Here is a 22,104-nt window from a genome sequence, read left to right as displayed (position 1 = left end):
TATTCTCGTTCAATATTTCAATAAACTGGTTGACACTTGGCTCAATTCAATTTCAATTAAATCAAATCCTGCAACTCCATATTTCACAAAAGGGTCTTCTTTCAACAACTCAGTCAACTCCTCTTTTGAATTGCCATTTGCCAAAATCACCCCACCTGTTCGCGGTATTTTCTTCCCTGTCAACAAAAACCGACCCTCAGAATAATACTTCCTCACAAATTCAATATGGGCAGGAATATGAGGTTCAACTTCTGCAAAGGGTACCATATATTCAATCAAGATCAAAAACATTATTGCGTATTTAGTTCATTCTCAAAAATAGAAAAACCAAATCAATTTGAACAACCAAATACAACTCGACAATGAAAAGAATCGGGTTGAGTTACAAATAATTATTTTAAATCGAAAAACCAACTAAAACGGCATTTCTCCAAATCCTTGCACTCCAACCATTCAGCAATTAACAAATACATAACAAAAACTCTACGAACACATACAACTGAACTACAGATACTTATGCCGATTTAAACCAAAATAACATATTAAAAAAAATATTTATCTCCCTATACTTAACAATAACGGCAAATGCACCATAGCCCATTCCGTAACTTTGTAGTGTGGAAACTGACAAATCTAGCTCTCACTTTATGCTAAAAATGCATCATAAAACTGAAGTTGACGTTCTTGGTTCCATCGTTTTTTAAAAGGCTCGAAATTTGTTTGTTCGTCAAATGAAACATTCCAGTAACATTGTGTTCAACACAATACTAGATCGTTAAATTATTTTTTTGACAAAAATTCAATCCTTTATGAATTTCACTATCCTATTGAATCTACTAACAAGTTTTACACTGGCATATTTTGCTATTCCCTCCATCGTAAAAATCTCACACTCAAAAAGTTTATTTGATGTTCCCGACCAGCGAAAATTAAACAAAGTTGTTGTTCCCACTTTAGGGGGAGTTAGCATATTTCTGGGCTTGGTATTAAGTTCATTAATTTTCATGAACGGAACCGGCGGATTTGGGTTCCGCTATTTATTTGCAGCACTAGTCATGATGTTCTTTATTGGGATGAAAGATGACCTTATAATTCTTTCTGCCAATAGAAAATTATTTGTGCAAATTTTGGCTGCCATAATTCTGGTTGTTCTGGGAAACTACAAAATTTCCAATTTCTACGGGCTGGCAAATGTCGTTGAAGTAAGCGAATGGATTAGCATTCCTTTCTCAATTCTATTCATTATTTTTATAATGAATGCGGTCAACCTAATTGACGGAATTGACGGACTAGCTGCCGGTATCTCGCTTTTAATCTCTTTTTGTTTTGGAATTTGGTTTTACTTTACCGGTCATGCGGACTACGGCACCGCCTGTTTCGCATTAACCGGAAGCTTGCTAGCCTTTTTAAGATTCAATCTTTGGGGTGGAAATAATAAGGTTTTCATGGGTGATACAGGTTCACTGATACTTGGAACATTTCTGGCAACTATCGCCATTAAATTCAATGAGTTAAATTTCACAACCTACAACGACCTCTACGTCAAACATGCTCCTATTTTCATTTTAGGACTTTTCATTGTTCCGGTAACCGATACCTTACGTGTATTTACGATCCGATTAAGAGATAAAAGGTCACCTTTTGATCCGGATATGAATCACTTCCACCACTTGTTAATAAAGTCAGGGATGACACATATACAGGCCAGTGGTTTTCTGGTTACGTACACCGGTTTATTTACAATATTTGCGTTGACGATTCAGCAATACGCAAGCATAACGATCGGCTTTGCCATAATGCTAACCATGAGTTTTTGTCTTGTTGGTGCTATTTTCTTCCGCATGAAGCGAATCGAAGAACGAAATATCCTCGAAGAAGCGACCTCCAGATCCAAAACAATTAGTCTCGATTTTTGGAGAACTAGCAATAATCGGGAGGAAACTGATAGATCCAGTCAAAAAAGCAGAGCCATTCAATAAGATTTAAGAATCGGAGTTTTAATTATTCTCTGTATTCCGAACAACATACCTGGCGACTAATAATCACCCGATTAGCGCGTCATCTCCTGAAGAGAGTTAGCTTTACAAGCGATCCTGTTTTTCATCGACATCACACGGCAATGCTTTTAAGATGTACGTTGAAAAACAACCTTTTTAAATTAACTTTAAATTGCAAAATACTACCTCACCGACCGATTAGTTCCGATCTTTTTAGGCTATTTTTGGGTGAAATTTTCAAGAAAAAGTAAAACTTTCATAAAATTCAAGACAAATGACCATTAGCGCATTACAAAAAGCAAGGGCTCAATACCAGCCTAAACTCCCTAAATCATTAAAAGGAGCGGTAAAGATTGTTGACGGTGCTGCAACAGAATCTATTGCTGACCAGGCTGAAATCAAACATTTATTTCCCAATACCTATGGTATGCCATTGTTGACATTCGAATCAACGTCTGATACAGGCAGCGTTGCTCCGGTCAATGTAGGAGTTATCCTTTCCGGAGGACAGGCTCCAGGCGGACACAATGTGATTTCAGGTATTTTTGATGGAATCAAGAAATTAAATCCAGATAGCAAACTATATGGTTTTCTTGGAGGACCCGGCGGTTTGGTTGACCACCAATACATGGAGATCACTGCTGATTTTCTGGAAGGTTACCGCAATACAGGTGGTTTCGACATTATCGGGTCGGGCCGTACCAAGCTGGAAGAAGAAGCTCAGTTTGACAAAGGTCTTGAGATCCTGAAAAAACTGGAAATCAAGGCACTTGTAATTATTGGTGGAGACGACAGCAACACCAACGCTTGTGTTTTAGCAGAATATTATGCGGCAAAAAAAGCTGGTGTTCAAGTTGTTGGATGCCCTAAAACAATTGACGGTGACTTGAAAAACGAAATGATTGAAACATCATTTGGATTCGATACTGCCGTAAAAGTATACTCAGAATTGATTGGTAATATCCAACGCGATGCTAATTCTGCTAAAAAATACTGGCACTTCATTAAATTAATGGGGCGCTCTGCTTCACATATTGGGTTGGAAGCTGCGCTTCAAACTCAACCGAACATAACACTGATCTCTGAAGAAGTTGCCGCAAAAAAACAAACACTTAGTGAGATTGTTGACTACATGGCTGGCATCATTGCAAAGCGTGCAGCTAATGGCGAAAACTTTGGTGTAGCATTGATCCCCGAAGGATTGGTGGAATTCGTTCCCGAAATGAAAGCACTGATTGCCGAACTGAACGACTTACTTGCAGAAGGCTCAACAGCGGAACAAGAGTTCAAGATGATTCAAAAGTCTCACCGTATTGACTGGGTTGCTGGAAAATTAAGTACTGAAACTTCTACTCTTTTCCAATCTTTGCCATCGAGTATCGCCTTACAATTGACACTGGATCGTGACCCACACGGAAACGTTCAGGTATCGTTGATTGAAACGGAGAAACTATTGGGTGAGATGGTAAAAACCCGTTTGGATGAGATGAAAAAAGCCGGCGAATTCAAAGGCAAATTCGGAACTCAATACCACTTCTTCGGTTATGAAGGTCGCTGTGCTGCCCCATCAAACTTCGATGCAGACTACTGCTATTCACTTGGTTACACTGCCTCTGTATTAATCGGAGCCGGAAAAACAGGTTACATGTCTAGCGTGCGTAACACGACTTCTCCTGCCGAAGAATGGATTGCTGGCGGTGTTCCGGTAACGATGATGATGAACATGGAAAAACGTCACGGACACATGAAACCTGTAATCCAAAAAGCTTTGGTTGAATTGGATGGTGCTCCATATAAATATTTGGTTGCTAACCGCGACAAATGGGCTACTGAGACTTGCTATTTGTATCCAGGTCCAATTCAGTACTGGGGTCCAACAGAAGTTTGTGACCGTCCAACCGTTACGTTGCAATTGGAACAACAAGGAAAATAAACAACTTCAATAAATTTAAAAAGCTGTCTCAAAACAAAGAGACAGCTTTTCTTTTAACCACAATCTAAATTCACGAAAACAAATCAAACTGTATTTCCGGATATTGGTCTTCAAAGTTGAGTTTGCACCACTGCCGCAGCGCTTGCCGTTCTGCATCGTTGTCTAACCATGCTAAACACTTTCGTAGTTCTTTCCGAAACAATTCCTGACTAAAACTCACTTTGGGTAATAATACTTTTGCGTATTCAAACATTTTTACGACACTTTAAATTCTAACATACAATTTTCAAATAGAGAGCAATTAGGGTCCGTTCTTTTTTAGATTATCCTTTTCACTTGCTATCAAAAAAAAACAAGCGAACTCCATCGGTTATTCAGTCACTAAAATGATGTTTGCTTTTTATTTTCAGCACAAGATTCCAATTTCTGCGACAAATCAGTTACCACATTCATGAAGTTCGTAAAAGCTTCATATGGACTATTATATGGGGTAAAATGGGTCGTTGAATAATCCTCCGCGAAAAATTTAGACGACATGAATTGTAAGTGCTCTGTATCCAACAAAAAACGCCAATCCATTCGTGGATGAGTATCAAGGGAGTTCTGAATTAGGCGAGACAGATTCACTAGCGCATCGTTTGCCTCCAGTTGCAAATCATTCCATGCTTCAAGTACCGCCTTTTTAATCTGGCAATCGGCAGATTCCAATAAGATATTGTTCGGTTCGACAAGCTCTGACGCAGTGACAAATCGATTATCAGGATTTGGCGAAAACAGATCAACAAACATCTTCCAAAAGTTCGCTGAGAGATATTCTTGTTTCAACGATGAAAGGTCGTGAGTAAGCGTAAACGAGTATGTATTTTCAGTTCCAAGCTGCTTCATTAATTCATAGGCAACCAATTCATCGGTGATAACAGGGTTCTGTCTCTTCATTCGCTGTATCGCGTTTTGAATGTAATGGTCTTCTTCAATTATATAAAAATCGTGCTTCCTATAAACAGAAGTCTGCTCCTCAGACACTTTTATCTCCTCTTTCCAGAAAGGATCAATGATTCCACTCAGCTTTAAATCAGACAGCACCGGAATTAATCCTCCTCTGTTGGCCCCGGGAATCCGTCTGAAAAAACTGGGCTTCTGATTAAACAATTGTTCAATCAGTCTGCGATGTTCTTTAATTTGCCCGGCAATGACAGTCTCACTGATCCCATCCGGAATAAAATCGGCATAAGTGGCCGCAAGGAACTTCAGACAATCTTGCTTTACCAAATGACTTAATTCGTTTATAACTTCAGGGCAGTATCGTTGAAACAGATTTAATGATGTTCCGGAGACTGACACCGACATTTTGAATTTACCTTGGCTACGTTGCCCCAACTGATGAACCAACCTAAGGAAGGGCAATATCCGAGAATTGGCCAGTTCATTCAAATACAATTCATTATGATGATCGTTAAAATAATAATTAGCGTGGCCAATTTCCGAAAACCGGAATACTTTTAACAATGCAGGAACGTGAAGGTGATAAACTAGATGAAATTTTGCCATACTAAGCGACTTTATGATAAAGGTGATAAATCTTTCTTGCCGAATCTTTCCACTCTAGCTGACCCACTTCCTGTTTTCCAAAACTGCTTAGCATCTGCGACAATGCAGGTCGGGTCAGGATACTATGAATCGCGTCAGCCATAGCTTCTATATCCCAGTAATCAGTTTTTATAGCATGTTTCACAACTTCTGAAACTCCGGATTGGTGGGAAATAATGCATGGTGTTCCACACTGCATCGCTTCCAATGGTGAAATACCAAAAGGTTCCGACACTGACGGCATTACATAAATATCGGATTGTTTCAACATCTTGAACACATCATCGCCTTTCAGAAAGCCCGGAAACCGGAAACGATCCGTCATACCTGCCTTTTCAACCTCACACTTCATGGCTTCCAGCATGTCGCCGCTACCAGCCATGACAAAATTAACGGAATCCATTCTTGCTAATATATACTGCGCCAGACCGATAAAATACTCCGGTCCCTTTTGCATAGTAATCCGCCCCAAAAAGGTCACCGTTTTAGCCGGTTCCTTTTCGTGATGGTTCACGTGTTCGATGCTACTCAAAGGCTCTACACCATTGTGAACTGTGGTTACTTTTGATGCCGGAATTTGATACTTTTCGATGACTATTTTTCGCGTGTGCTCACTCACCGTAATAATCTTTTCGGCCATTTCCATCCCCTCTTTTTCAATTTGAAAAACAACTGGGTTCACCTGCCCCCGACTTCGGTCAAAATCAGTAGCATGGACATGAATAAGCAACGGCTTTCCACTTTTCTTTTTAGCTGCAATACCAGCCGGATAAGTCAACCAATCGTGAGCATGGATAACATCAAACGTACTCTGTGTGGCCAAATACTCGCCAATTACCGAGAAATTATGGATCTCCTTCATAAGATCAGGCCCATACTTTCCCGAAAATTTTATTTTTGCCAACGGATTACTTATCGCCTGGTGCCCTATTTTTTCGACAGCATACTCAGACATAGCCGTGTAGGCCTTCGGGTCAACATAAGGCAACAGACCTGAATCAACAGCACAGTAACTTAATGGAAGTGCGAATTTTTCATAGTGAATTTTGCTTTTTATCAGATCAATCTCATTGGCACCAAGCAGCTTAAACTTCTTCTTTGTTTCGTTTCCGAAAACTTTTGGAACAACAAATGTAATATCGACATCTTCTGAAATTGACAGTAAGCCTTTGGTGATACCGTGACACGCTGTTCCAAGCCCACCGGTTATATTAGGCGGAAACTCCCATCCAAACATTAATACTTTCATTGAAATAAACTTTACGATCGGGTGGTGAAATTAGAATAACCTGACTCCTCAACTCCGTGCAACTTGCGCATTGAACTGTAATTTGGCGTATGATCGCCTGCAATTTGCCAATCAACAATATAACTATGCGACTTACGGCTTGAAAAAATCTTCCAATTCCCGTCTTCCGATTCGATCGATCGGTCGACTCTGCCCAGCTGATTTCTAGTCTCGAATGAACGCTCTTGTGCGGTGCTTTTCTGAATTGATTTTGTACTCATATACATTGGTTTTATTTGATAGTTAGTGATTTCACGGGGGTTGGAGACCAAAATTAAATATTATCCATTGGCCTCCATCATGAATATTTGTTCATTTTCGGTTCATTTTGTTCATTGACAAAAGTCATGTTTTTGAGATGCACCAAAATTATGTGGACCTATTATGATCCATTGAATTAAAATTCTTCGTAACTTATTAGAAAGAGATCTAATCAAGGTTAAGCAATGGATAACATAATTGAGCTTCTGAAAGAGGATCTTGTAAAAAAATTCAAAAGAGAGATTCAGTATGCAAAAGATTGTCAAATTTTTGCAGAGGAAGTTCGTATGTGCACCCAACGCCACATCAGCGTATCTACCGTAAAACGTTTTTTCCAAATCGTTGAAAATCAATTCAAGCCTTCAAAATACACCCTTGACACACTTGCCATTTACCTTGGTTTTACCGACTGGAAGGACTATATAAAACGGTACCAAAAGAAATTTCACAGCAAAAAAACAAACGGTTGGGACTTATTAAAATCCAGAACCGCATTGGTAACACGCAACAGCCTACACTCGATTAAAGCCCGAATCGGACCAACAGAGAATCTGATTGAGCGGAATTTTGCCGTCAATCATTTAAAAGGCTTTCTGGATTCAGACAAAACAGTCACAGCCTTTATTGCTCCCGATGGGTATGGGAAATCAGCTTTGCTATACCAATTCGTTGAAAATTTCTTTGGTAATAATCGTTCGAACCCTAATAATGACATGGTCTGCTTAATTGACGGAGGAATTTTCTTCCACCTGGCCGCACAAGGAGATTTGTTTAACCCATTATATCAATTGGTTGAATTTGATTTTAAGAACAGCCTATGCAAGTACCTAAAAGAGAACCCTGACGTTGTAAAGAGCCGGATCGTCGTTTTAATTGATGATGTCGATGAAGTTTTTCTCAGCACAGAAAAATATCACCTTTTTGCCGATAACCTCATGAAAGTTGTAATGGCGTACTTTGGGATGCATTTTTTAAAAATTGTGCTTACCTGCAAACCGAACAATATGGATATCTGGAACCTCCTAGTTCGCAAATCGCCTATTTTAAAAGACTACTGGTATGGAGTTGATTTTGAAAACCAGACTGATTCACAACAAAATATTCCGTTGCTAAATAATCGGGAAACACAAAAAATTCTTGGAAAAAGCTGTTTTGAGTCATTGAACCGACTCCGGTTTGCTCATCCCGAGATTATTCCACTACTCCGCTACCCTTACTTTTCAAGTCTTATTTCGAATGGATTTAAGGGCGATCGAATAAGCGAGTTGAAATTACTAAAGGATTTTGCGGATCGAACCGTGTTTGCTATTCCTTATGCTGAAAACAAGATGATGCTTGTCAATAAGCTTTTGGTGCAAACAGATTTCGGGCTTAAGCATTCGGCAAGAAAGGATCTTTTATCCATTCAGGATTATAGTCTAAAAGCGTATGGAGAACTGCTGTCATACGGAATTTTCTACGAATTTACAATCGATGAAGGGTACCACACACCTCTAAAGTATGTCAAATTCAACAATAACTTTTTGTTCGTTTATTTTCTTACGATAAACTGGCTCAGAAGGTCAAATTCTACCATCGAATTACTGAAGGATATCGATCGTTTCTACAAGGACAACCTCCAATTAAAGCACGAGATCTTAAAAAACTTGATCAGAATTGGCTTTGAACAAGAAAATGTCGATATGCTGAAACTGTTTCACCAATTTCTGGAAGACCTTACAGGTGAAGGAAGTTCAGTCTGCAACGAATTGCTACCTATTTGTCTGGAAATTAGCACCATAATTGGAATTGAAATGCGACATCACGACAAATTACGACAGGAATTAGTACCGTTTTACGCACAATCCGTACTCGGACAGTTTTTGTATTTTGAGCAATTTATCGATTTCGACAGTGTCGTGTTGTTCTCCGCCGACAATATGGATTTTTATCTGCACCACAATCACTCGAAGGAAGCACAAATTAATGTTTCTTTTATGAAATTTTTGAAAAGTTTCATGCTTCGCGACAAAGAAGGTTGCTTCCGGGAGTACCGAAAAGTTCAGAACATAGATTCGACCGACCTAAACAATTTGATGTTTGCCGGACGTTACTTTCTAGTATCGGTGATGTTTCAGGCCTGTTTCCTAAAAAGGATATCTCCTGAATTGTGGCAGCAAATTATCGATCGAATAGACTATTTTAAAAACAAGCTGCCATCAAAAACTGAGCAGAATCCGGCAATTGAGGATGTTGTGGTTTTCGCACTTAATTATGGCGATTGCTTTGCCGAAGTTATTGATGTAGTGAATTACTCCAATAATTTCAGCGATCGGGAGGGAACTACCAGCTCCTGTTATTTCAAACTCTCTCAGCTTTGTTTTGCTCGGGCTCTGTTACATCTTGGAAGAGAAGATGAAGGACTGGAGCACTACCTGCATGTGAAGTTTGACCAGATTCCGCAAAATATGTATTGCTCGGTGTTTATTCGAATCCATCTGATTAAAGTCGAGTTTTTGATTTATCAGGGCCATCACCACAAGGCTAATGAACTGTTAGATACCATTCTGGAATTGGCTCACATGTTAAAATTCGACTATTTTATACAGAAAGCAGAAATACTGAAAGCAACGATAGAACCTCCGAAAGTAAATCTTACTGCAACTAGTCACTAAAGTCTATTCCAGGTTGAACCGACAAAGAAAAGGGCTGCTTGCTTCAGTACATTTTAGATCAGCCACCGTCGCCTATTTGAAGAAACCACCTCGGCGCATCGATTCCAGAAAATCTTCAATATCATTCAAAACATCCCGTCTGAGTTTTGCCTCAGTTGCTGACACCGAAATCCCCTGCGTGGTTTTTTGGGTATAAACAAACGCTTCAACGTTCTCGCCGTTTTCTGTTTTCAACAGTTGAATCTCCCTCTCGTACAGAGGCACATCTTCCCAGCAATCGATCAACTCCAGTTCTCGCCAACTCAATTCGAACAAATACCCTTTTATTGCCGTGCCGGCTTCAGGCTTCACAAACAAATAACCATTTGCCGGATGTTTGTATAATCCATAGTTATTTAATGTAGCTGCCGTATACTTAGGCAACCTGCCAATAAGTAATTGTATGTATTCGGGATCGGAAAGGGTTCCATAAGAAAAGAGAAAAGGATTTGCCATACAGTTCAGTTCATTTCTGTAAAAATAGTCATTCAACCTCAATCAAACCAACTCGCCATTTGCAATAATTTTAACTCGATGCAGCGATTTGAAAGGCTCTGTTTACACCAAAAATGATTAGTTTTATCCATCATTCATTAAATCCCCCGCCAAATCCTTCCTTTCACCTTACATGGCGGGGGAATTTTTAAAACAAAAAAAACTGGCTTTCGTCGTAAAAACCAGTTTCTAATCGATCTCAATATCCTCGTTATTCTATTCCAAGTTGTTTAAAGTAAATTAACTGATGCTCAAACTCCTCTGTGGACGGAATATCTTTAAAATGCCATTTATCCATGATGGTTCCTTTTTTTAGTAAAATTAACCCCGGATTGGATCGGATCATGGTTTTCAATGTAATTTCATCGGTATTAAAAAACTCAAACGGAAAGTCGTTTTCAACGGCAAACCCGGCTGCTTCGTCCAATGACGATGCTGTCAACCCAATAAAATGCATTCCATGATCCTGTGCGAATCTACTCAGAAGTCGTATCCGTTCAGTTGCCGCCCAGTCGGCTTCATTCAAATTGGCTGAAACCAAAATGAAGGTAAAAGCGTCATCATACAGAAAAAAGTCCTTTATATCTTCCCCATCAAATGTTTCAATCGTAAAGTTATGAATTGGAGGTTCATATCCTGCGCGAATCAATTTTGATTCCATCGAAACGTATTTCCATTTCAAGGTATCTTGCCATGGATAGTTTTCTTCGGTAAACTCTTTAGATTTCCCCGTTTTCAAATTTTCATATACAAACACATTCGCATATTCGTCTTGTTGGGCATCTGCGGGCATCATCATCGCATCCGGGATATTAACTCCGATCTTGTACGGACGAAAATCAATAATAGGCAAATGGTTAAACGAGTAATCGATTAGATAGGCAAAAACAAAAATAGTAGCTCCGGCCATAATTGTAGCAATCAGACGGATTGACTCCGGCCCGAATTTTCGCGAATATAGGGCTACAAGCAAAGCCAAAACCGAAAGAAGAATATTCTTATAAAACGTTTGCCAATTGGTTAGTTTAAGGGCATCGCCAAAGCAACCACAGTCGGAAACCGGATTGTTCAAGGCCACGAACAGCGTAACGACCGTAAAAAACCCCATGAACGCTAGTGAAAGCCAACTAAAAACTCGAATGAAAACATTTGCCACCAACGCTAACCCGATTGTAAACTCAGCTACCGAAAGCAAAATTCCCAGTGGAAGAGCCAGCCCTGTCCATGAATCCATTCCCCAGGCATGGAAATAGTCGATAAATTTATAGGCTGATCCCATTGGATCGATTCCCTTTACAAAGCCTGAGAAGATAAAAACCAGTCCTAAAAGAATACGCGAAAGATGCCAGATATACTTCATTTTATACCGAATATTTAGAGGTGAACGAAATGAAATTATTTGTCGAAATCATTTAGTTTGGAAACTCCAGCTTTATTAACGCAAAAACTGCGTAATTGATCATATCCATGTAATTTGCGTCAATGCCTTCCGAAATAATCGTCTTTCCGGCATTGTCTTCAATTTGTTTTGTTCGCTTTATTTTCATCAAAATCAAGTCGGTAATCGAGCTGATTCGCATAAACCTCCACGCTTCGTCATAATCGTGATTCTTATTCAGCATCAGCTCTTTGGCCTGGTTAAAATAGGTTTGATAGAGCTTCAAGGTGTCCTCGTGCGACAGCTCTTCGTCTTCGGCAATCCCTTTCTCCAGTTGAATAAGAGCCATGATACAGTAGTTTATGATACCGATATACTCTGAACGGCTGTCTTCCGCCACTTTCATTGTACCTTTCATCTCAATACTTCGAATCCGCTGAGCCTTGATAAAAATCTGATCAGTCAAAGAGCTCGGTCTCAAAATTCGCCAGGCTGTGCCATAATCTTTCATCTTTTTTGTGAATATATCCTCACAAATACTGATCACATGATTGTACTCCTGAATTGTTTTATCCATCTTTTTACGCAACAAAAATTATTTTTGGTATTATCATCTGTTTCCGATTTCCCGAATCTTGTCCCCCACAGGGTCGTGTAAGATAAAAGGAGGCAATATATTCCGCAAGTATAGTGCGTCATTTAAGCTCGAAATCAGCCATAAAAATAGGAATTAAATGCGTATTTTGACGGCATATTTTTACATTTGTACGACGCATTGTTTAACTACTCAAATCGTTAAGATTTATGTTGATTACCAGTTCTGCCAGTAAATTTTTCAAACGCAAAAGTTCCATCTCACTGAATGGCAAATTGTTGGATTTAACCAATCCGGTAGTAATGGGGGTATTAAATGTGAGCCCTGATTCATTTTTCGATGGCGGCAAATATAATACGACTGAGGCAGCGATAGCCAGAGCTGAACAAATGCTGGAGGAAGGTGCCGACATTATCGATATCGGGGCAGTTTCTACCCGTCCCGGAGCAGACAATGTTTCAACCAAGGAAGAGTTGACCCGATTGTTGCCTGCGGTTACTGAAATAAGAAAACGGTTCCCGGAAGTTCCAATCTCGATCGACACCTATCGGTCGTGGGTTGCATTGCGCGTGATTGATGAAATTGGCGAGTGCATTGTGAATGATATTTCTGGCGGATCGTTCGATGAACATATGTTTGATACGATTGCCAAACTCGGCGTTCCATACATTTTGATGCACATTCAGGGAACACCTCAAACGATGCAGGAAAATCCTCATTACGAGGATATCATAAAAGACATTTCAAAATATTTTTCCGACAAAGTACGAAGATTAACCAAGGCAGGTGTTAAAGATGTGATTCTTGATCCGGGTTTTGGGTTTGGTAAAAGTATCGACGACAACTACGACCTGTTGAACCGTCTTGACGCATTCAAAGTATTTCAGCTTCCGGTTATGGTTGGGGTAAGCCGAAAATCGATGCTGCACAAAATGTTGGAGATCGACCCGGACAACAGCTTGCCTGCAACAATTACGGCAAATACAATGGCGTTGCTCGGCGGAGCTGATATTCTGAGAGTTCACGATGTTCGGGAAGCTGTACATTCTGTAAAGCTTTTTAAAAAATTAAAAGAGGTTGCTAAATAGATGAACCTATTCATTACCATTCGCTTTTTAGATATCCTCGATGTATTCGTGGTGGCGTTCCTGTTGTACCAGCTGTACATGCTGATTAAAGGAACGGTTGCCTTCAATATATTTATAGGGCTATTTCTGGTGTACTTATTTTGGCTCCTGATTAGAGCTCTCAATATGGAATTGCTCGATACGCTGATGGGCCAATTTCTCGGAGTTGGGGTATTGGCTCTTATTGTTGTTTTTCAACAGGAAATCAGGCGGTTCCTACTGTTGATTGGAAGCAACCAAGAAGTAAACCGGCTCTTTGGTATGGACAAACTTTTTGCTTCCGACAAGGTAAAATCTGCGTCGAACCAACAACTAAAAATGCTGGTTAAAGCATGCGAGAATATGGCCCGAACAAAAACCGGGGCTTTGATTGTCATTGCTCAAAAATCGGAACTACGCGAGTTTGTGCGCACCGGAGAAAAAGTGAATGCCCGAATTTCGGATGCACTGCTGGAAACCATCTTTTTTAAAAACACACCATTGCATGATGGCGCTTTGATTATTATTGGCAACCGGATTGTTGCTGCACGCTGTATTCTTCCGGTTACTGAAAAACAAGACATGGATCCGAACCTGGGACTTAGGCACCGTGCTGCAGTTGGCATTTCTGAACAAACAGATGCTGTTGCCATTATTGTTTCAGAGGAGAAAGGTAAAATATCAATTGCTCGGGCCGGACATATTCATGTGAATATTTCATTGGCCGAGCTTGCAAAAATATTAGAACAGGTTGTTCATCCTCAAAATGATGATAATGATGACGTATGAGTGAAATCTATATATTTCAATCCGGAGCATTCCAAATCAACCTTTTCCAGCTAATTGCTGCAATTGGAATCCTGACAACATCTGTAATCCTGGCTGTCACCCTGATCCGTCTTACGCGAAAGTATGGAAAGAAGTACCAGTTCTCAACCGAACTCCTGCGTGTTGTCCAACAAGCTATTCGGCTGGCATTTATCGTTACTGCTATCGCTGCAGTGTTTGAAGTTCTAAAAATAAATTACCACCAGTTTCTCGGCCTTATAATCTACAATAATGAGAAATATGCGGTTAAGATTGTCAATATTTTCATTGCTCTTGTCATTATTTATGTAACACATATCGTGGCATTCCTTGCCGAATATGGGATGAACATCCGAATAGAAAACCGGCTGATAGACCGTGGGCGGGGAAAATCGTTTATCCAGATCATTAAATACGTGATTTGGATCCTAGGCATTTCGGTCATTGCCAGTTCATTCGGGCTGAATATGACCTTTGTGATTGCCAGTATTTCTGCCCTGTTAATTGGCGTTGGATTTGGTCTTCAACACATATTCAACGATTTCTTTTCGGGAATAATTATCCTTTTCGACGGGTCGATAAAAGTAGACGACATTGTTGAAGTTGAAGGCACAATCGGTCGGGTTCTTTCGATCGGTCTACGATTTTCGAAAGTTCTCACTCGCGCTAACGTGGTGATTATTGTTCCCAATTCGCGCTTCACCACTGAGAAAGTGATCAATTGGTCGCACAACCAAGAAGCAACTCGATTCCATGTCAATGTAGGGGTTGCCTATGGTTCAGATGTTCGACTAGTGGAAAAAATTCTGCTACAGGCAGCCAACAAACATGACAAAATCGTTAAGAGCCCAAAACCATTTGTCCGGTTTAACGATTTCGGAGAATCATCACTCGACTTTCAGTTGTATTTTTGGACGGTGGAAGATTTCTTAGTGGAAAATATCAAAAGCGACTTACGCTTTGACATCGACAGTGAATTCCGAAAAAACAAAGTTGAAATTCCTTTCCCTCAACGAGATTTGCATTTAAAGACTAAAAATTTCGATTAGCAAAGCTTGATCGTTTTTTTCGCTCTCTTTTATTGATTTACCAAAAACAAAGCATATCAAATATGTCTTCAGAAAACAAAATAACTGATCTATTTCAGATTAAATACCCTATTGTTCAAGGTGGAATGGTATGGTGCAGCGGATGGAAACTAGCCTCCGCTGTTAGTAACCACGGAGGTTTGGGCCTCTTGGGAACAGGATCGATGCACCCCGAAACGCTTCTTGAACACATTCAAAAAACAAAGCAGGCAACCAATAAACCCTTTGGTGTCAATGTTCCGTTATTCTACCCCGAATTGGAAACGGTGATGGAAATTATTGTAGCTGAAAAAGTTCCGATAGTTTTTACGTCGGCTGGCAGCCCCAAAGCATGGACCAAATGGTTACAACAACGCGGAATTATTGTCGTACATGTCATCGCAAGTTCATACTTCGCCCAGAAGTGCGAAGAAGCGGGAGTTGATGCTGTTGTTGCAGAAGGCTTTGAGGCGGGTGGTCACAACGGACGCGACGAAACAACAACGCTAACTTTAATTCCTGCTGTCAGGAAAACAACTTCGCTCCCCTTGCTGGCTGCAGGCGGAATAGCAAGCGGACAAGCGATGATGGCTGCCATGGCTCTGGGCGCCGACGGTGTTCAAATCGGGTCTCGATTTGCCATCTCTAAAGAATCATCAGCCCACGACGATTTTAAAAAACTTGTACTAGGCTTAGGTGAAGGAGCTACAAAGTTGTCTTTAAAGAAACTGGCTCCGGTTCGACTCATAAAAAACAAGTTCTTTAAGCAAGTTGAAGACGCTGAGCTTAGAGGTGCTTCAGAGGACGAACTACGCCAACTTCTGGGTAAAGGAAGAGCTAAAAAAGGCATGTTTGAAGGATATCTGGACGAAGGAGAACTGGAGATTGGTCAAATTGCTTCTTGCATCGATGACATCCCTTCGGTGGAAGAAATCATGAAAAAATTAATTGAAGAATACGAAAGTACCCGCCTTCAAATTATTGAAAACTCAAAATTTATATTTGAATAGAAATGATTGAATTCTCTCGTCATCGCCTCGAAAATGGGCTTGAAATCATTCTTTATCCGGATTATTCGACTCCTATGGTGGCAATGGATATTTGTTACCACGTAGGTTCAAAACACGAAAATCCGAACCGAACAGGTTTTGCCCATTTATTTGAGCACCTAATGTTTGGCGGCACAAAAAACATACCCGACTACGACATTCCTTTGCAACTCGCAGGTGGCGAAAATAATGCGTATACAACAAACGATCTCACAAATTACTATTTGTCGCTTCCAAAAGACAATCTGGAGACAGGATTTTGGCTTGAATCGGATCGAATGCTCGAGTTGGATTTTTCGGAAAGCAGTCTTAAAGTACAGCAAAACGTAGTCATTGAGGAATTCAAACAGCGGAACTTAAACCAGCCATATGGTGACACATGGGATCTGCTCCGGAGTCTGACCTACAAGCAGCATCCCTACAAATGGACCACCATCGGGAAGGAAATTAGCCACATCGCTGATGCCACCCTGGACGAAGTGAAGGAGTTTTTCTACCGATTTTACAGCCCGAATAATGCGGTGCTGGTTTTAAGCGGAAACATCAATGAAGAACACTGTTTAAAACTAGCCAACAAGTGGTTTGGAGGAATTCCCCGTCGCGAATCGCTCAACGCACAGTTGCCGGTTGAGCCCCAACAAACTGAATTCAGGGAGCTCACAGTGGAGCGCAATGTTCCTGATAATATGCTATACCTGGCTTTTCACATGGCAGACCGGCTAAGCCGCGAATACTATGTTTGCGATTTGATTTCAGACATCTTATCAGGTGGAAATTCATCCCGGTTGTACAACAGGCTCGTAAAAGAGCAACAGCTTTTTGTTGAGCTGGATGCCTATATTTCCGGAGACCACGATCCGGGGCTATTTATTGTTTCGGGCAAGCTCTCGAAAGACTGCTCGATTGACAAAGCACAAAAGGCAATCTGGGTTGAACTGGAAAAAATACGACAGGACCTGGTTGCCCCAATCGAATTGGAGAAAGTTAAAAACAAACTTGAGGCAAACCACGTGTACGCTCAAATGGGCTACCTGCACATGGCCCAGGAATTGGCAACTTACGAAAATATAGGAAGGGCTGAACTAATTAATGAGCAACTCGAATGGTACCGAGAAATTACAGCCGAAGAGATTCGCCACACTGCTCAGAATATTTTCATCCCGACTAACTGCTCTCAATTAAATTACCTAGCAAAATGACTTTAGACCGCAAAATAGCGCCTCAACTAAACCCAATTGCCAAACCGGACTTCCTTTGCCCTGACAAGTTCTTATTAGACAACCAGATCCCGGTTTATTTGCTGCATGCCGGAACCCAGGAGGTTTGCAAATTGGATATTGTATTCAAATCCGGAATTTGGTATCAACAGAAGCCACTCTTAGCCGCGATTTCAAACGCGATGCTTCAGGAAGGAACAAAAAATTACACGGCATCGCAAATTGCTGAGATTTTCGATTTTCATGGAGCGTACATTCAACTAAATGCCGATTACCACTTTGGGACAATTAGCATTATCAGTCTGGAAAAACACCTAAATAAATTGCTACCGATAGTTGAAGAACTCATTAAAGACTCCATTTTCCCTCGATCAGAATTTGAAAACCTGCTAAAACGGCGTAAGCAACGCTTTTTGCTTGAAATGGAGAAAGTAAAAATTCTATCTCAAAAGAAATTCTCCGAAACACTGTTTGGCGATAATCATCCCTACAATTTAAACCTAAAAGCAGAAGATTTCGACGAAGCTGAACTTGATGATTTCATTACGTTCTACCGTCAGTTTTACCATGCAGGGAATTGCGAGATTCATCTTTCAGGTCGATTTTCCAACGATTTGACAAGGCAGTTAAATCGTCATTTTGGATCTACAGATTGGGGAGGCTCCCCAATTGAGAACCTACAAAAAAAGATTAAATCGTCAACTGAAAAACTTATCCGCATTACGAAACCCGATTCTATTCAGTCGGCCATTCGACTAGGAAGGTTATTGGTTCCAAAGAACCACTCCGACTACTTTGGACTGCAAATTTTAACAACAGTTTTAGGCGGTTACTTCAGCTCGAGGCTAATGCTTAACATTCGGGAAGACAAAGGCTATACGTACGGAATCGGAGCTCACTTTGTTAGTCTGAATGAGGCTGGGTATTTTATTATCGCTACAGAAGTGGATAAAACTTACGAAGAAGCTACTTTATGCGAGATACATAAGGAACTTGAAATATTGAGAAACGAGCTTGTATCTACGCCTGAACTTGAACGAGTAAAACAATACTTGACCAGCGAGCTGTTGAGAGAGTTTGATGGTCCGTTTGCGCTATCTCAGGCATTCAGAAACCTACACGACTTCAATCTCGACAATTCGTTTTACGACGCCTATTACTGGGCAATTCAATCAATATCTGCCGCAGAATTAAAACGATTGGCTCAAGTTTATTTTCAATCTGAAGACCTGTTTACAGTAATAGCTGGTCAATAGTATTCTTTTGTTTTCCCCAATAAAAAAGCCTTGATCTGTAAAGACCAAGGCTTTTTTTTATGATTGAACTTCCTGATTATTTAACCATGAAAGTAACTCTTCTTGCCAATTGACGCGCTTGAGCTGAACTCTTATCAACACTTGCATCTTTTCCTTTACCAACAGCATTCAAACGAGAACCATCAATTCCTGCTTCAGTTAACAGCTTAACAACTGCATCAGCACGTTTTTGAGATAATTTTTGGTTGTAATCGTCAGAACCAAGTTCGTCAGCAAAACCTTGTACATCAACTGTTGCACCAGTATTTTTAGCTAAATATGCTTTCATGAAACTAACAGAGTTAGAAGAAGCACCTTGAACTTTTGTGCTGTTGAAATCGAAGTAAACATTGATGTAACCGTCGTTAACCAATTTTTTAACGAACTCATCATAGCTTTCCGGAGCCTTTGCATTTTTCAACGCATCAACATCTTTCGCAATCACGTCAACTGCACCCTGAGTTTTTTCCAGATCAGATTTAGCAGCTGTATTGTCTTCCAGTTTTCTGATGCGGCCTTCTAAACCTGCAATTTTTGAATCCAATACTTTATATTTTTCATCATCTCTGAAATACCAGTCTGCGTGCGATTTTTCTTTACCCAGGTAAATTGACAAACCAACAGTACCGTTGAAAACCATGCCAAGGTCATTCTTATTTCCTTTGCCACCGTCAAATGCTTCGTTTTGACGAATGTTAGCAACAGTAGTTCCATCGAGATTCAAAGCAATACGTGGAGACAACTTAAATTGAGCTGTCAAACCAGCCAACACGTTACCTACGTAGTCCTTGTCCATTTCAACTCTTTTATAATCCAAATAACCGGCTCCAATACCTCCATGAGCTAATAAACCGACTGTTTGTGTCCAGTTCTGGAAATTCATCATACGACCAACATTCAAAACACCCTGTAAACCTAGACGGTATGAGTTTGTTTCAAAATCCATGAAATCGTCACCTTCAGCGAACTTATTATAGCCGAAATCGACTTTAAAACCAAAGTATTCGCTGATCATATAACGGACACCTAATTCAGTTGCCAAAAATCCAGGTGTTGCAGAGCCATACCCCTCTGTAAAGTTTTGCCATGGTTTGGTCAAACCAATTCCACCTTCAATTGACCATTTATTAAATTTTGCGTCCAGTTCCGAGCTTTCTTGTCCATAAGCCCACACGCTCGCAAAACCAATAAGAGCGATTAGTAAAAACTTCTTTTTCATAAACTAATTTTTAGATATTAATTCGAATTAACTTTTCTATACTTATAAAGTCAGATTGAGTTTCCCCTATCTTCAATTTATTAAATTTTAATTCTTGTTTGGCAAACTTAAATTTCACATCAAAAACAGCCATTAACTATAATATGTTTTGGAAACATACGTTGTGTTAAATTAAACCATTTGCTTGTCGCAACAAAAATAAAAAATGTTCAACAAGTACAATGCATAAAACATCAATTTATCCTCTATTATTAATGTGAGCTTTCTTTAGAAAGACATTGCAATATGCTTTACAAAAGTAAAAATACTGATTCTTTAATAAAAGATTGACCTACCAGACTGTCGATTTTAGCAAAAACTCACAACCCAGATCTGCGGTCAAAGGTTAATTATATTGTTTACAATCAGTTATACAAATAATAAATCTAAGAAAAATCAATAAAACTTTCTATTTTCTCGCAAAAAAAATCCACTCTCTCCTCGCTTTATTATTTTTATCTTAATATTTGACAAATATCACACTTTTTCATCCTATTTATAACCATCAAAAATTCGTTGGAATTGATGAACCTGTTTAGATTCACGCTGCACAAATACCGATATTTCTTTGATCGGTTGCATTGAAGTTGTAATTTACGGTAAAATTAACGAAAATGAACATCCTATTAACCGGAATTACTGGTTATGTTGGTAAAAGGCTACTGCCTCAACTACTTGATCAGGATCATTTTTTATACTGTTGCGTCCGGAATAAGAGTCGCGTTGCGGAGGTGTGGTTAAACCACCCACGAGTTGCAATAATTGAGATCGATTTCTTAAGCCCTCCTCCTGAACTGAATTTCCCGGAAAACATTGATGCAGCCTATTATCTCATCCATTCAATGGCTACCAACTCAGGAGATTTTGAACAAATGGAGCTTAAAGCAGCCAAAAATTTCAGGGAAATAATATCGAGAACTAACATCAAACAACTTATCTATCTTGGTGGGATTTCCAATGACAAACAACTATCGAAACATTTGCGCTCCAGAGCTAATGTAGAGCTTGAATTATGCAAGGGATCATACGCGGTGACCGCCCTGCACGCCGGTATCATTATTGGATCCGGAAGTGCTTCATTCGAGATCATTCGGGACATTGTTGAAAAACTACCAATAATGATTACCCCGAAATGGGTACTAACGCTGACGCAGCCAATTTCTATTCGCGATGTGCTCAAATTTCTTGTTGGTGTATTGCTCAATGAAACGACCTATAATAACTCGTATGATATTAGCGGAAAAGAAATTCTATCCTACAAGGAGATGCTTTTAGGCTATGCCGACGTGCGAAATCTGAAGCGCAAAATTATCACACTTCCAATCATGACACCACGCTTGTCGTCCTATTGGTTATACTTTATCACCTCAACATCATACAAACTCGCGGTTAATCTGGTTGACAGTTTAAAAGTTGAGGTGATCGCTAAACCCAATAAACTGGCAGAATTGCTCCAAATTGAACCAATCAGTTATCGGGAAGCCATTCAAGCTGCCTTTGTTCGCATACGGCAGAATCAGTTTTATTCCAGTTGGAAAGATGCTTTGAGCAGCAGTGAGTTTGATTCAAATTTTGCAGACCACATAAATGTGCCGAAATACGGATGCTATAAGGATGAGAAACGGGTCATCTTTTCGACCGACCCGGAAAGGGTTTTAGATGCCATTTGGAAGATCGGTGGTAAAACTGGCTGGTATTACGGCAATTGGTTGTGGCGGATTCGAGGTTACATCGATAAAATAAATGGCGGGATCGGCCTCAGACGAGGAAGAACTGATCCTGAACAGTTGCAAAACGGCGATGCTTTGGATTTTTGGAGGGTACTCTTGGCTGACCGCAAAAAAATGAGATTATTACTTTTTGCTGAAATGAAGCTTCCGGGAGAAGCTTGGCTTGAATTTAAAATCATACCCTACAAAAATCAGTTTTGCTTGATTCAAACAGCAACATTCAGACCGATCGGTGTTCCGGGAAGATTATATTGGTGGGCATCATGGCCATTTCACCTGTTTATATTCAGAGGGTTAATCAAACGTATTGTGGAGGTCGGGAGCAAAACACCCCCGACTCTTTGATCA

The 22,104-nt window shown here is 40.0% G+C and carries 19 protein-coding genes; 10 read left to right on the top strand and 9 right to left on the bottom strand.

Translation table 11 applies throughout. The annotated features are described in order from the left end of the window. Positions 1-9: 9 nt before the first annotated feature. A complete protein-coding gene (locus ABZD21_RS06650) occupies positions 10-291 on the bottom strand; it encodes a YciI family protein (protein ID WP_372773844.1) in 282 nt (93 codons plus the stop codon). Between the two features lie 518 nt (positions 292-809). On the opposite strand from ABZD21_RS06650, the gene ABZD21_RS06645 reads away from it, so the two are divergent. Then, on the top strand, positions 810-1,979 hold the full coding sequence (locus tag ABZD21_RS06645; RefSeq protein ID WP_372773843.1) for a glycosyltransferase family 4 protein: 1,170 nt from the start codon (positions 810-812) through the stop codon (positions 1,977-1,979). Between the two features lie 292 nt (positions 1,980-2,271). Continuing rightward, a complete protein-coding gene (locus tag ABZD21_RS06640; RefSeq protein ID WP_372773842.1) occupies positions 2,272-3,930 on the top strand; it encodes a diphosphate--fructose-6-phosphate 1-phosphotransferase in 1,659 nt (552 codons plus the stop codon). 70 nt (positions 3,931-4,000) lie between these two features. On the opposite strand, the gene ABZD21_RS06635 is transcribed toward ABZD21_RS06640, so the two are convergent. The 4 genes from ABZD21_RS06635 to ABZD21_RS06620 form a co-directional block, all read right to left on the bottom strand. Further along, positions 4,001-4,183, bottom strand: a complete 183-nt coding sequence (locus ABZD21_RS06635) for a hypothetical protein (protein ID WP_372773841.1) — start codon at positions 4,181-4,183, stop codon at positions 4,001-4,003. Positions 4,184-4,311: 128 nt separating this feature from the next. Continuing rightward, positions 4,312-5,478 carry a hypothetical protein gene (locus ABZD21_RS06630; RefSeq protein WP_372773840.1) on the bottom strand — a complete coding sequence of 389 codons (1,167 nt, stop codon included), beginning with the start codon at positions 5,476-5,478 and terminating at the stop codon, positions 4,312-4,314. 1 nt (position 5,479) lies between these two features. Further along, positions 5,480-6,766 (bottom strand): glycosyltransferase, encoded by a 1,287-nt coding sequence (locus tag ABZD21_RS06625; protein ID WP_372773839.1) that lies wholly within the window; start codon positions 6,764-6,766, stop codon positions 5,480-5,482. Between the two features lie 11 nt (positions 6,767-6,777). Beyond that, complete coding sequence (locus ABZD21_RS06620; RefSeq protein WP_372773838.1) at positions 6,778-7,026, bottom strand: hypothetical protein; 249 nt, start codon at positions 7,024-7,026, stop codon at positions 6,778-6,780. Between the two features lie 225 nt (positions 7,027-7,251). Between ABZD21_RS06620 and ABZD21_RS06615 the strand changes: the two genes are divergently transcribed. Further along, positions 7,252-9,720: a hypothetical protein gene (locus tag ABZD21_RS06615; protein WP_372773837.1), complete on the top strand. Its 2,469-nt coding sequence runs from the start codon at positions 7,252-7,254 to the stop codon at positions 9,718-9,720. A gap of 72 nt (positions 9,721-9,792) precedes the next feature. Here ABZD21_RS06615 and ABZD21_RS06610 read toward each other — a convergent pair whose 3' ends face one another. The 3 genes from ABZD21_RS06610 to ABZD21_RS06600 all read right to left on the bottom strand — a co-directional run bounded on the left by ABZD21_RS06610 (position 9,793) and on the right by ABZD21_RS06600 (position 12,209). After that, complete coding sequence (locus ABZD21_RS06610) at positions 9,793-10,215, bottom strand: gamma-glutamylcyclotransferase family protein (RefSeq protein WP_372773836.1); 423 nt, start codon at positions 10,213-10,215, stop codon at positions 9,793-9,795. A gap of 250 nt (positions 10,216-10,465) precedes the next feature. Beyond that, positions 10,466-11,614, bottom strand: a complete 1,149-nt coding sequence (locus ABZD21_RS06605) for a BT_3928 family protein (RefSeq protein WP_372773835.1) — start codon at positions 11,612-11,614, stop codon at positions 10,466-10,468. A 52-nt stretch (positions 11,615-11,666) separates the two neighbouring features. Then, complete coding sequence (locus ABZD21_RS06600) at positions 11,667-12,209, bottom strand: DUF1599 domain-containing protein (RefSeq protein WP_372773834.1); 543 nt, start codon at positions 12,207-12,209, stop codon at positions 11,667-11,669. Positions 12,210-12,436: 227 nt separating this feature from the next. On the opposite strand from ABZD21_RS06600, the gene folP reads away from it, so the two are divergent. From folP to ABZD21_RS06570, 6 genes are all read left to right on the top strand, one after another. Beyond that, a complete protein-coding gene (gene folP / locus ABZD21_RS06595) occupies positions 12,437-13,315 on the top strand; it encodes a dihydropteroate synthase (protein WP_372773833.1) in 879 nt (292 codons plus the stop codon). Beyond that, positions 13,316-14,122 carry a diadenylate cyclase CdaA gene (gene cdaA / locus ABZD21_RS06590; RefSeq protein ID WP_372773831.1) on the top strand — a complete coding sequence of 269 codons (807 nt, stop codon included), beginning with the start codon at positions 13,316-13,318 and terminating at the stop codon, positions 14,120-14,122. Next, on the top strand, positions 14,119-15,189 hold the full coding sequence (locus ABZD21_RS06585; RefSeq protein ID WP_372773830.1) for a mechanosensitive ion channel family protein: 1,071 nt from the start codon (positions 14,119-14,121) through the stop codon (positions 15,187-15,189). The genes cdaA and ABZD21_RS06585 overlap by 4 nt, the downstream gene beginning before the upstream one ends. Positions 15,190-15,251: 62 nt before the next feature. Further along, complete coding sequence (locus tag ABZD21_RS06580; protein ID WP_372773828.1) at positions 15,252-16,217, top strand: NAD(P)H-dependent flavin oxidoreductase; 966 nt, start codon at positions 15,252-15,254, stop codon at positions 16,215-16,217. A gap of 2 nt (positions 16,218-16,219) precedes the next feature. Further along, positions 16,220-17,455, top strand: coding sequence for a M16 family metallopeptidase (locus ABZD21_RS06575; protein WP_372773826.1), 1,236 nt, complete (start codon positions 16,220-16,222; stop codon positions 17,453-17,455). Then, positions 17,452-18,729 (top strand): M16 family metallopeptidase, encoded by a 1,278-nt coding sequence (locus ABZD21_RS06570; protein WP_372773824.1) that lies wholly within the window; start codon positions 17,452-17,454, stop codon positions 18,727-18,729. Before ABZD21_RS06575 ends, ABZD21_RS06570 begins: the two co-directional genes overlap by 4 nt. 76 nt (positions 18,730-18,805) lie before the next feature. Here the strand turns inward: ABZD21_RS06570 and ABZD21_RS06565 are convergent, their stop codons facing one another. Next, positions 18,806-19,987, bottom strand: coding sequence for an OmpA family protein (locus ABZD21_RS06565; RefSeq protein ID WP_372773823.1), 1,182 nt, complete (start codon positions 19,985-19,987; stop codon positions 18,806-18,808). Positions 19,988-20,640: 653 nt separating this feature from the next. Between ABZD21_RS06565 and ABZD21_RS06560 the strand changes: the two genes are divergently transcribed. Beyond that, complete coding sequence (locus tag ABZD21_RS06560; RefSeq protein ID WP_372773822.1) at positions 20,641-22,101, top strand: SDR family oxidoreductase; 1,461 nt, start codon at positions 20,641-20,643, stop codon at positions 22,099-22,101. Positions 22,102-22,104: the final 3 nt, after the last annotated feature.

Origin of the sequence: Mangrovibacterium sp. (assembly GCF_041596335.1) — a bacterium.
GTDB lineage: Bacteria > Bacteroidota > Bacteroidia > Bacteroidales > Prolixibacteraceae > Mangrovibacterium.
The sequence above is the reverse complement of the archived record's forward strand: the minus strand, read 5'-3'. Positions and strand labels throughout refer to the sequence as shown.

Excerpts from the sequence above, each read along its gene's own strand:
- ABZD21_RS06650 (WP_372773844.1), bottom strand. The coding sequence starts at position 291 with ATGTTTTTGATCTTGATTGAATATATGGTACCCTTTGCAGAAGTTGAA.
- ABZD21_RS06645 (WP_372773843.1), top strand. The coding sequence starts at position 810 with ATGAATTTCACTATCCTATTGAATCTACTAACAAGTTTTACACTGGCA.
- ABZD21_RS06640 (WP_372773842.1), top strand. The coding sequence starts at position 2,272 with ATGACCATTAGCGCATTACAAAAAGCAAGGGCTCAATACCAGCCTAAA.
- ABZD21_RS06635 (WP_372773841.1), bottom strand. The coding sequence starts at position 4,183 with ATGTTTGAATACGCAAAAGTATTATTACCCAAAGTGAGTTTTAGTCAG.
- ABZD21_RS06630 (WP_372773840.1), bottom strand. The coding sequence starts at position 5,478 with ATGGCAAAATTTCATCTAGTTTATCACCTTCACGTTCCTGCATTGTTA.
- ABZD21_RS06625 (WP_372773839.1), bottom strand. The coding sequence starts at position 6,766 with ATGAAAGTATTAATGTTTGGATGGGAGTTTCCGCCTAATATAACCGGT.
- ABZD21_RS06620 (WP_372773838.1), bottom strand. The coding sequence starts at position 7,026 with ATGAGTACAAAATCAATTCAGAAAAGCACCGCACAAGAGCGTTCATTC.
- ABZD21_RS06615 (WP_372773837.1), top strand. The coding sequence starts at position 7,252 with ATGGATAACATAATTGAGCTTCTGAAAGAGGATCTTGTAAAAAAATTC.
- ABZD21_RS06610 (WP_372773836.1), bottom strand. The coding sequence starts at position 10,215 with ATGGCAAATCCTTTTCTCTTTTCTTATGGAACCCTTTCCGATCCCGAA.
- ABZD21_RS06605 (WP_372773835.1), bottom strand. The coding sequence starts at position 11,614 with ATGAAGTATATCTGGCATCTTTCGCGTATTCTTTTAGGACTGGTTTTT.
- ABZD21_RS06600 (WP_372773834.1), bottom strand. The coding sequence starts at position 12,209 with ATGGATAAAACAATTCAGGAGTACAATCATGTGATCAGTATTTGTGAG.
- folP (WP_372773833.1), top strand. The coding sequence starts at position 12,437 with ATGTTGATTACCAGTTCTGCCAGTAAATTTTTCAAACGCAAAAGTTCC.
- cdaA (WP_372773831.1), top strand. The coding sequence starts at position 13,316 with ATGAACCTATTCATTACCATTCGCTTTTTAGATATCCTCGATGTATTC.
- ABZD21_RS06585 (WP_372773830.1), top strand. The coding sequence starts at position 14,119 with ATGAGTGAAATCTATATATTTCAATCCGGAGCATTCCAAATCAACCTT.
- ABZD21_RS06580 (WP_372773828.1), top strand. The coding sequence starts at position 15,252 with ATGTCTTCAGAAAACAAAATAACTGATCTATTTCAGATTAAATACCCT.
- ABZD21_RS06575 (WP_372773826.1), top strand. The coding sequence starts at position 16,220 with ATGATTGAATTCTCTCGTCATCGCCTCGAAAATGGGCTTGAAATCATT.
- ABZD21_RS06570 (WP_372773824.1), top strand. The coding sequence starts at position 17,452 with ATGACTTTAGACCGCAAAATAGCGCCTCAACTAAACCCAATTGCCAAA.
- ABZD21_RS06565 (WP_372773823.1), bottom strand. The coding sequence starts at position 19,987 with ATGAAAAAGAAGTTTTTACTAATCGCTCTTATTGGTTTTGCGAGCGTG.
- ABZD21_RS06560 (WP_372773822.1), top strand. The coding sequence starts at position 20,641 with ATGAACATCCTATTAACCGGAATTACTGGTTATGTTGGTAAAAGGCTA.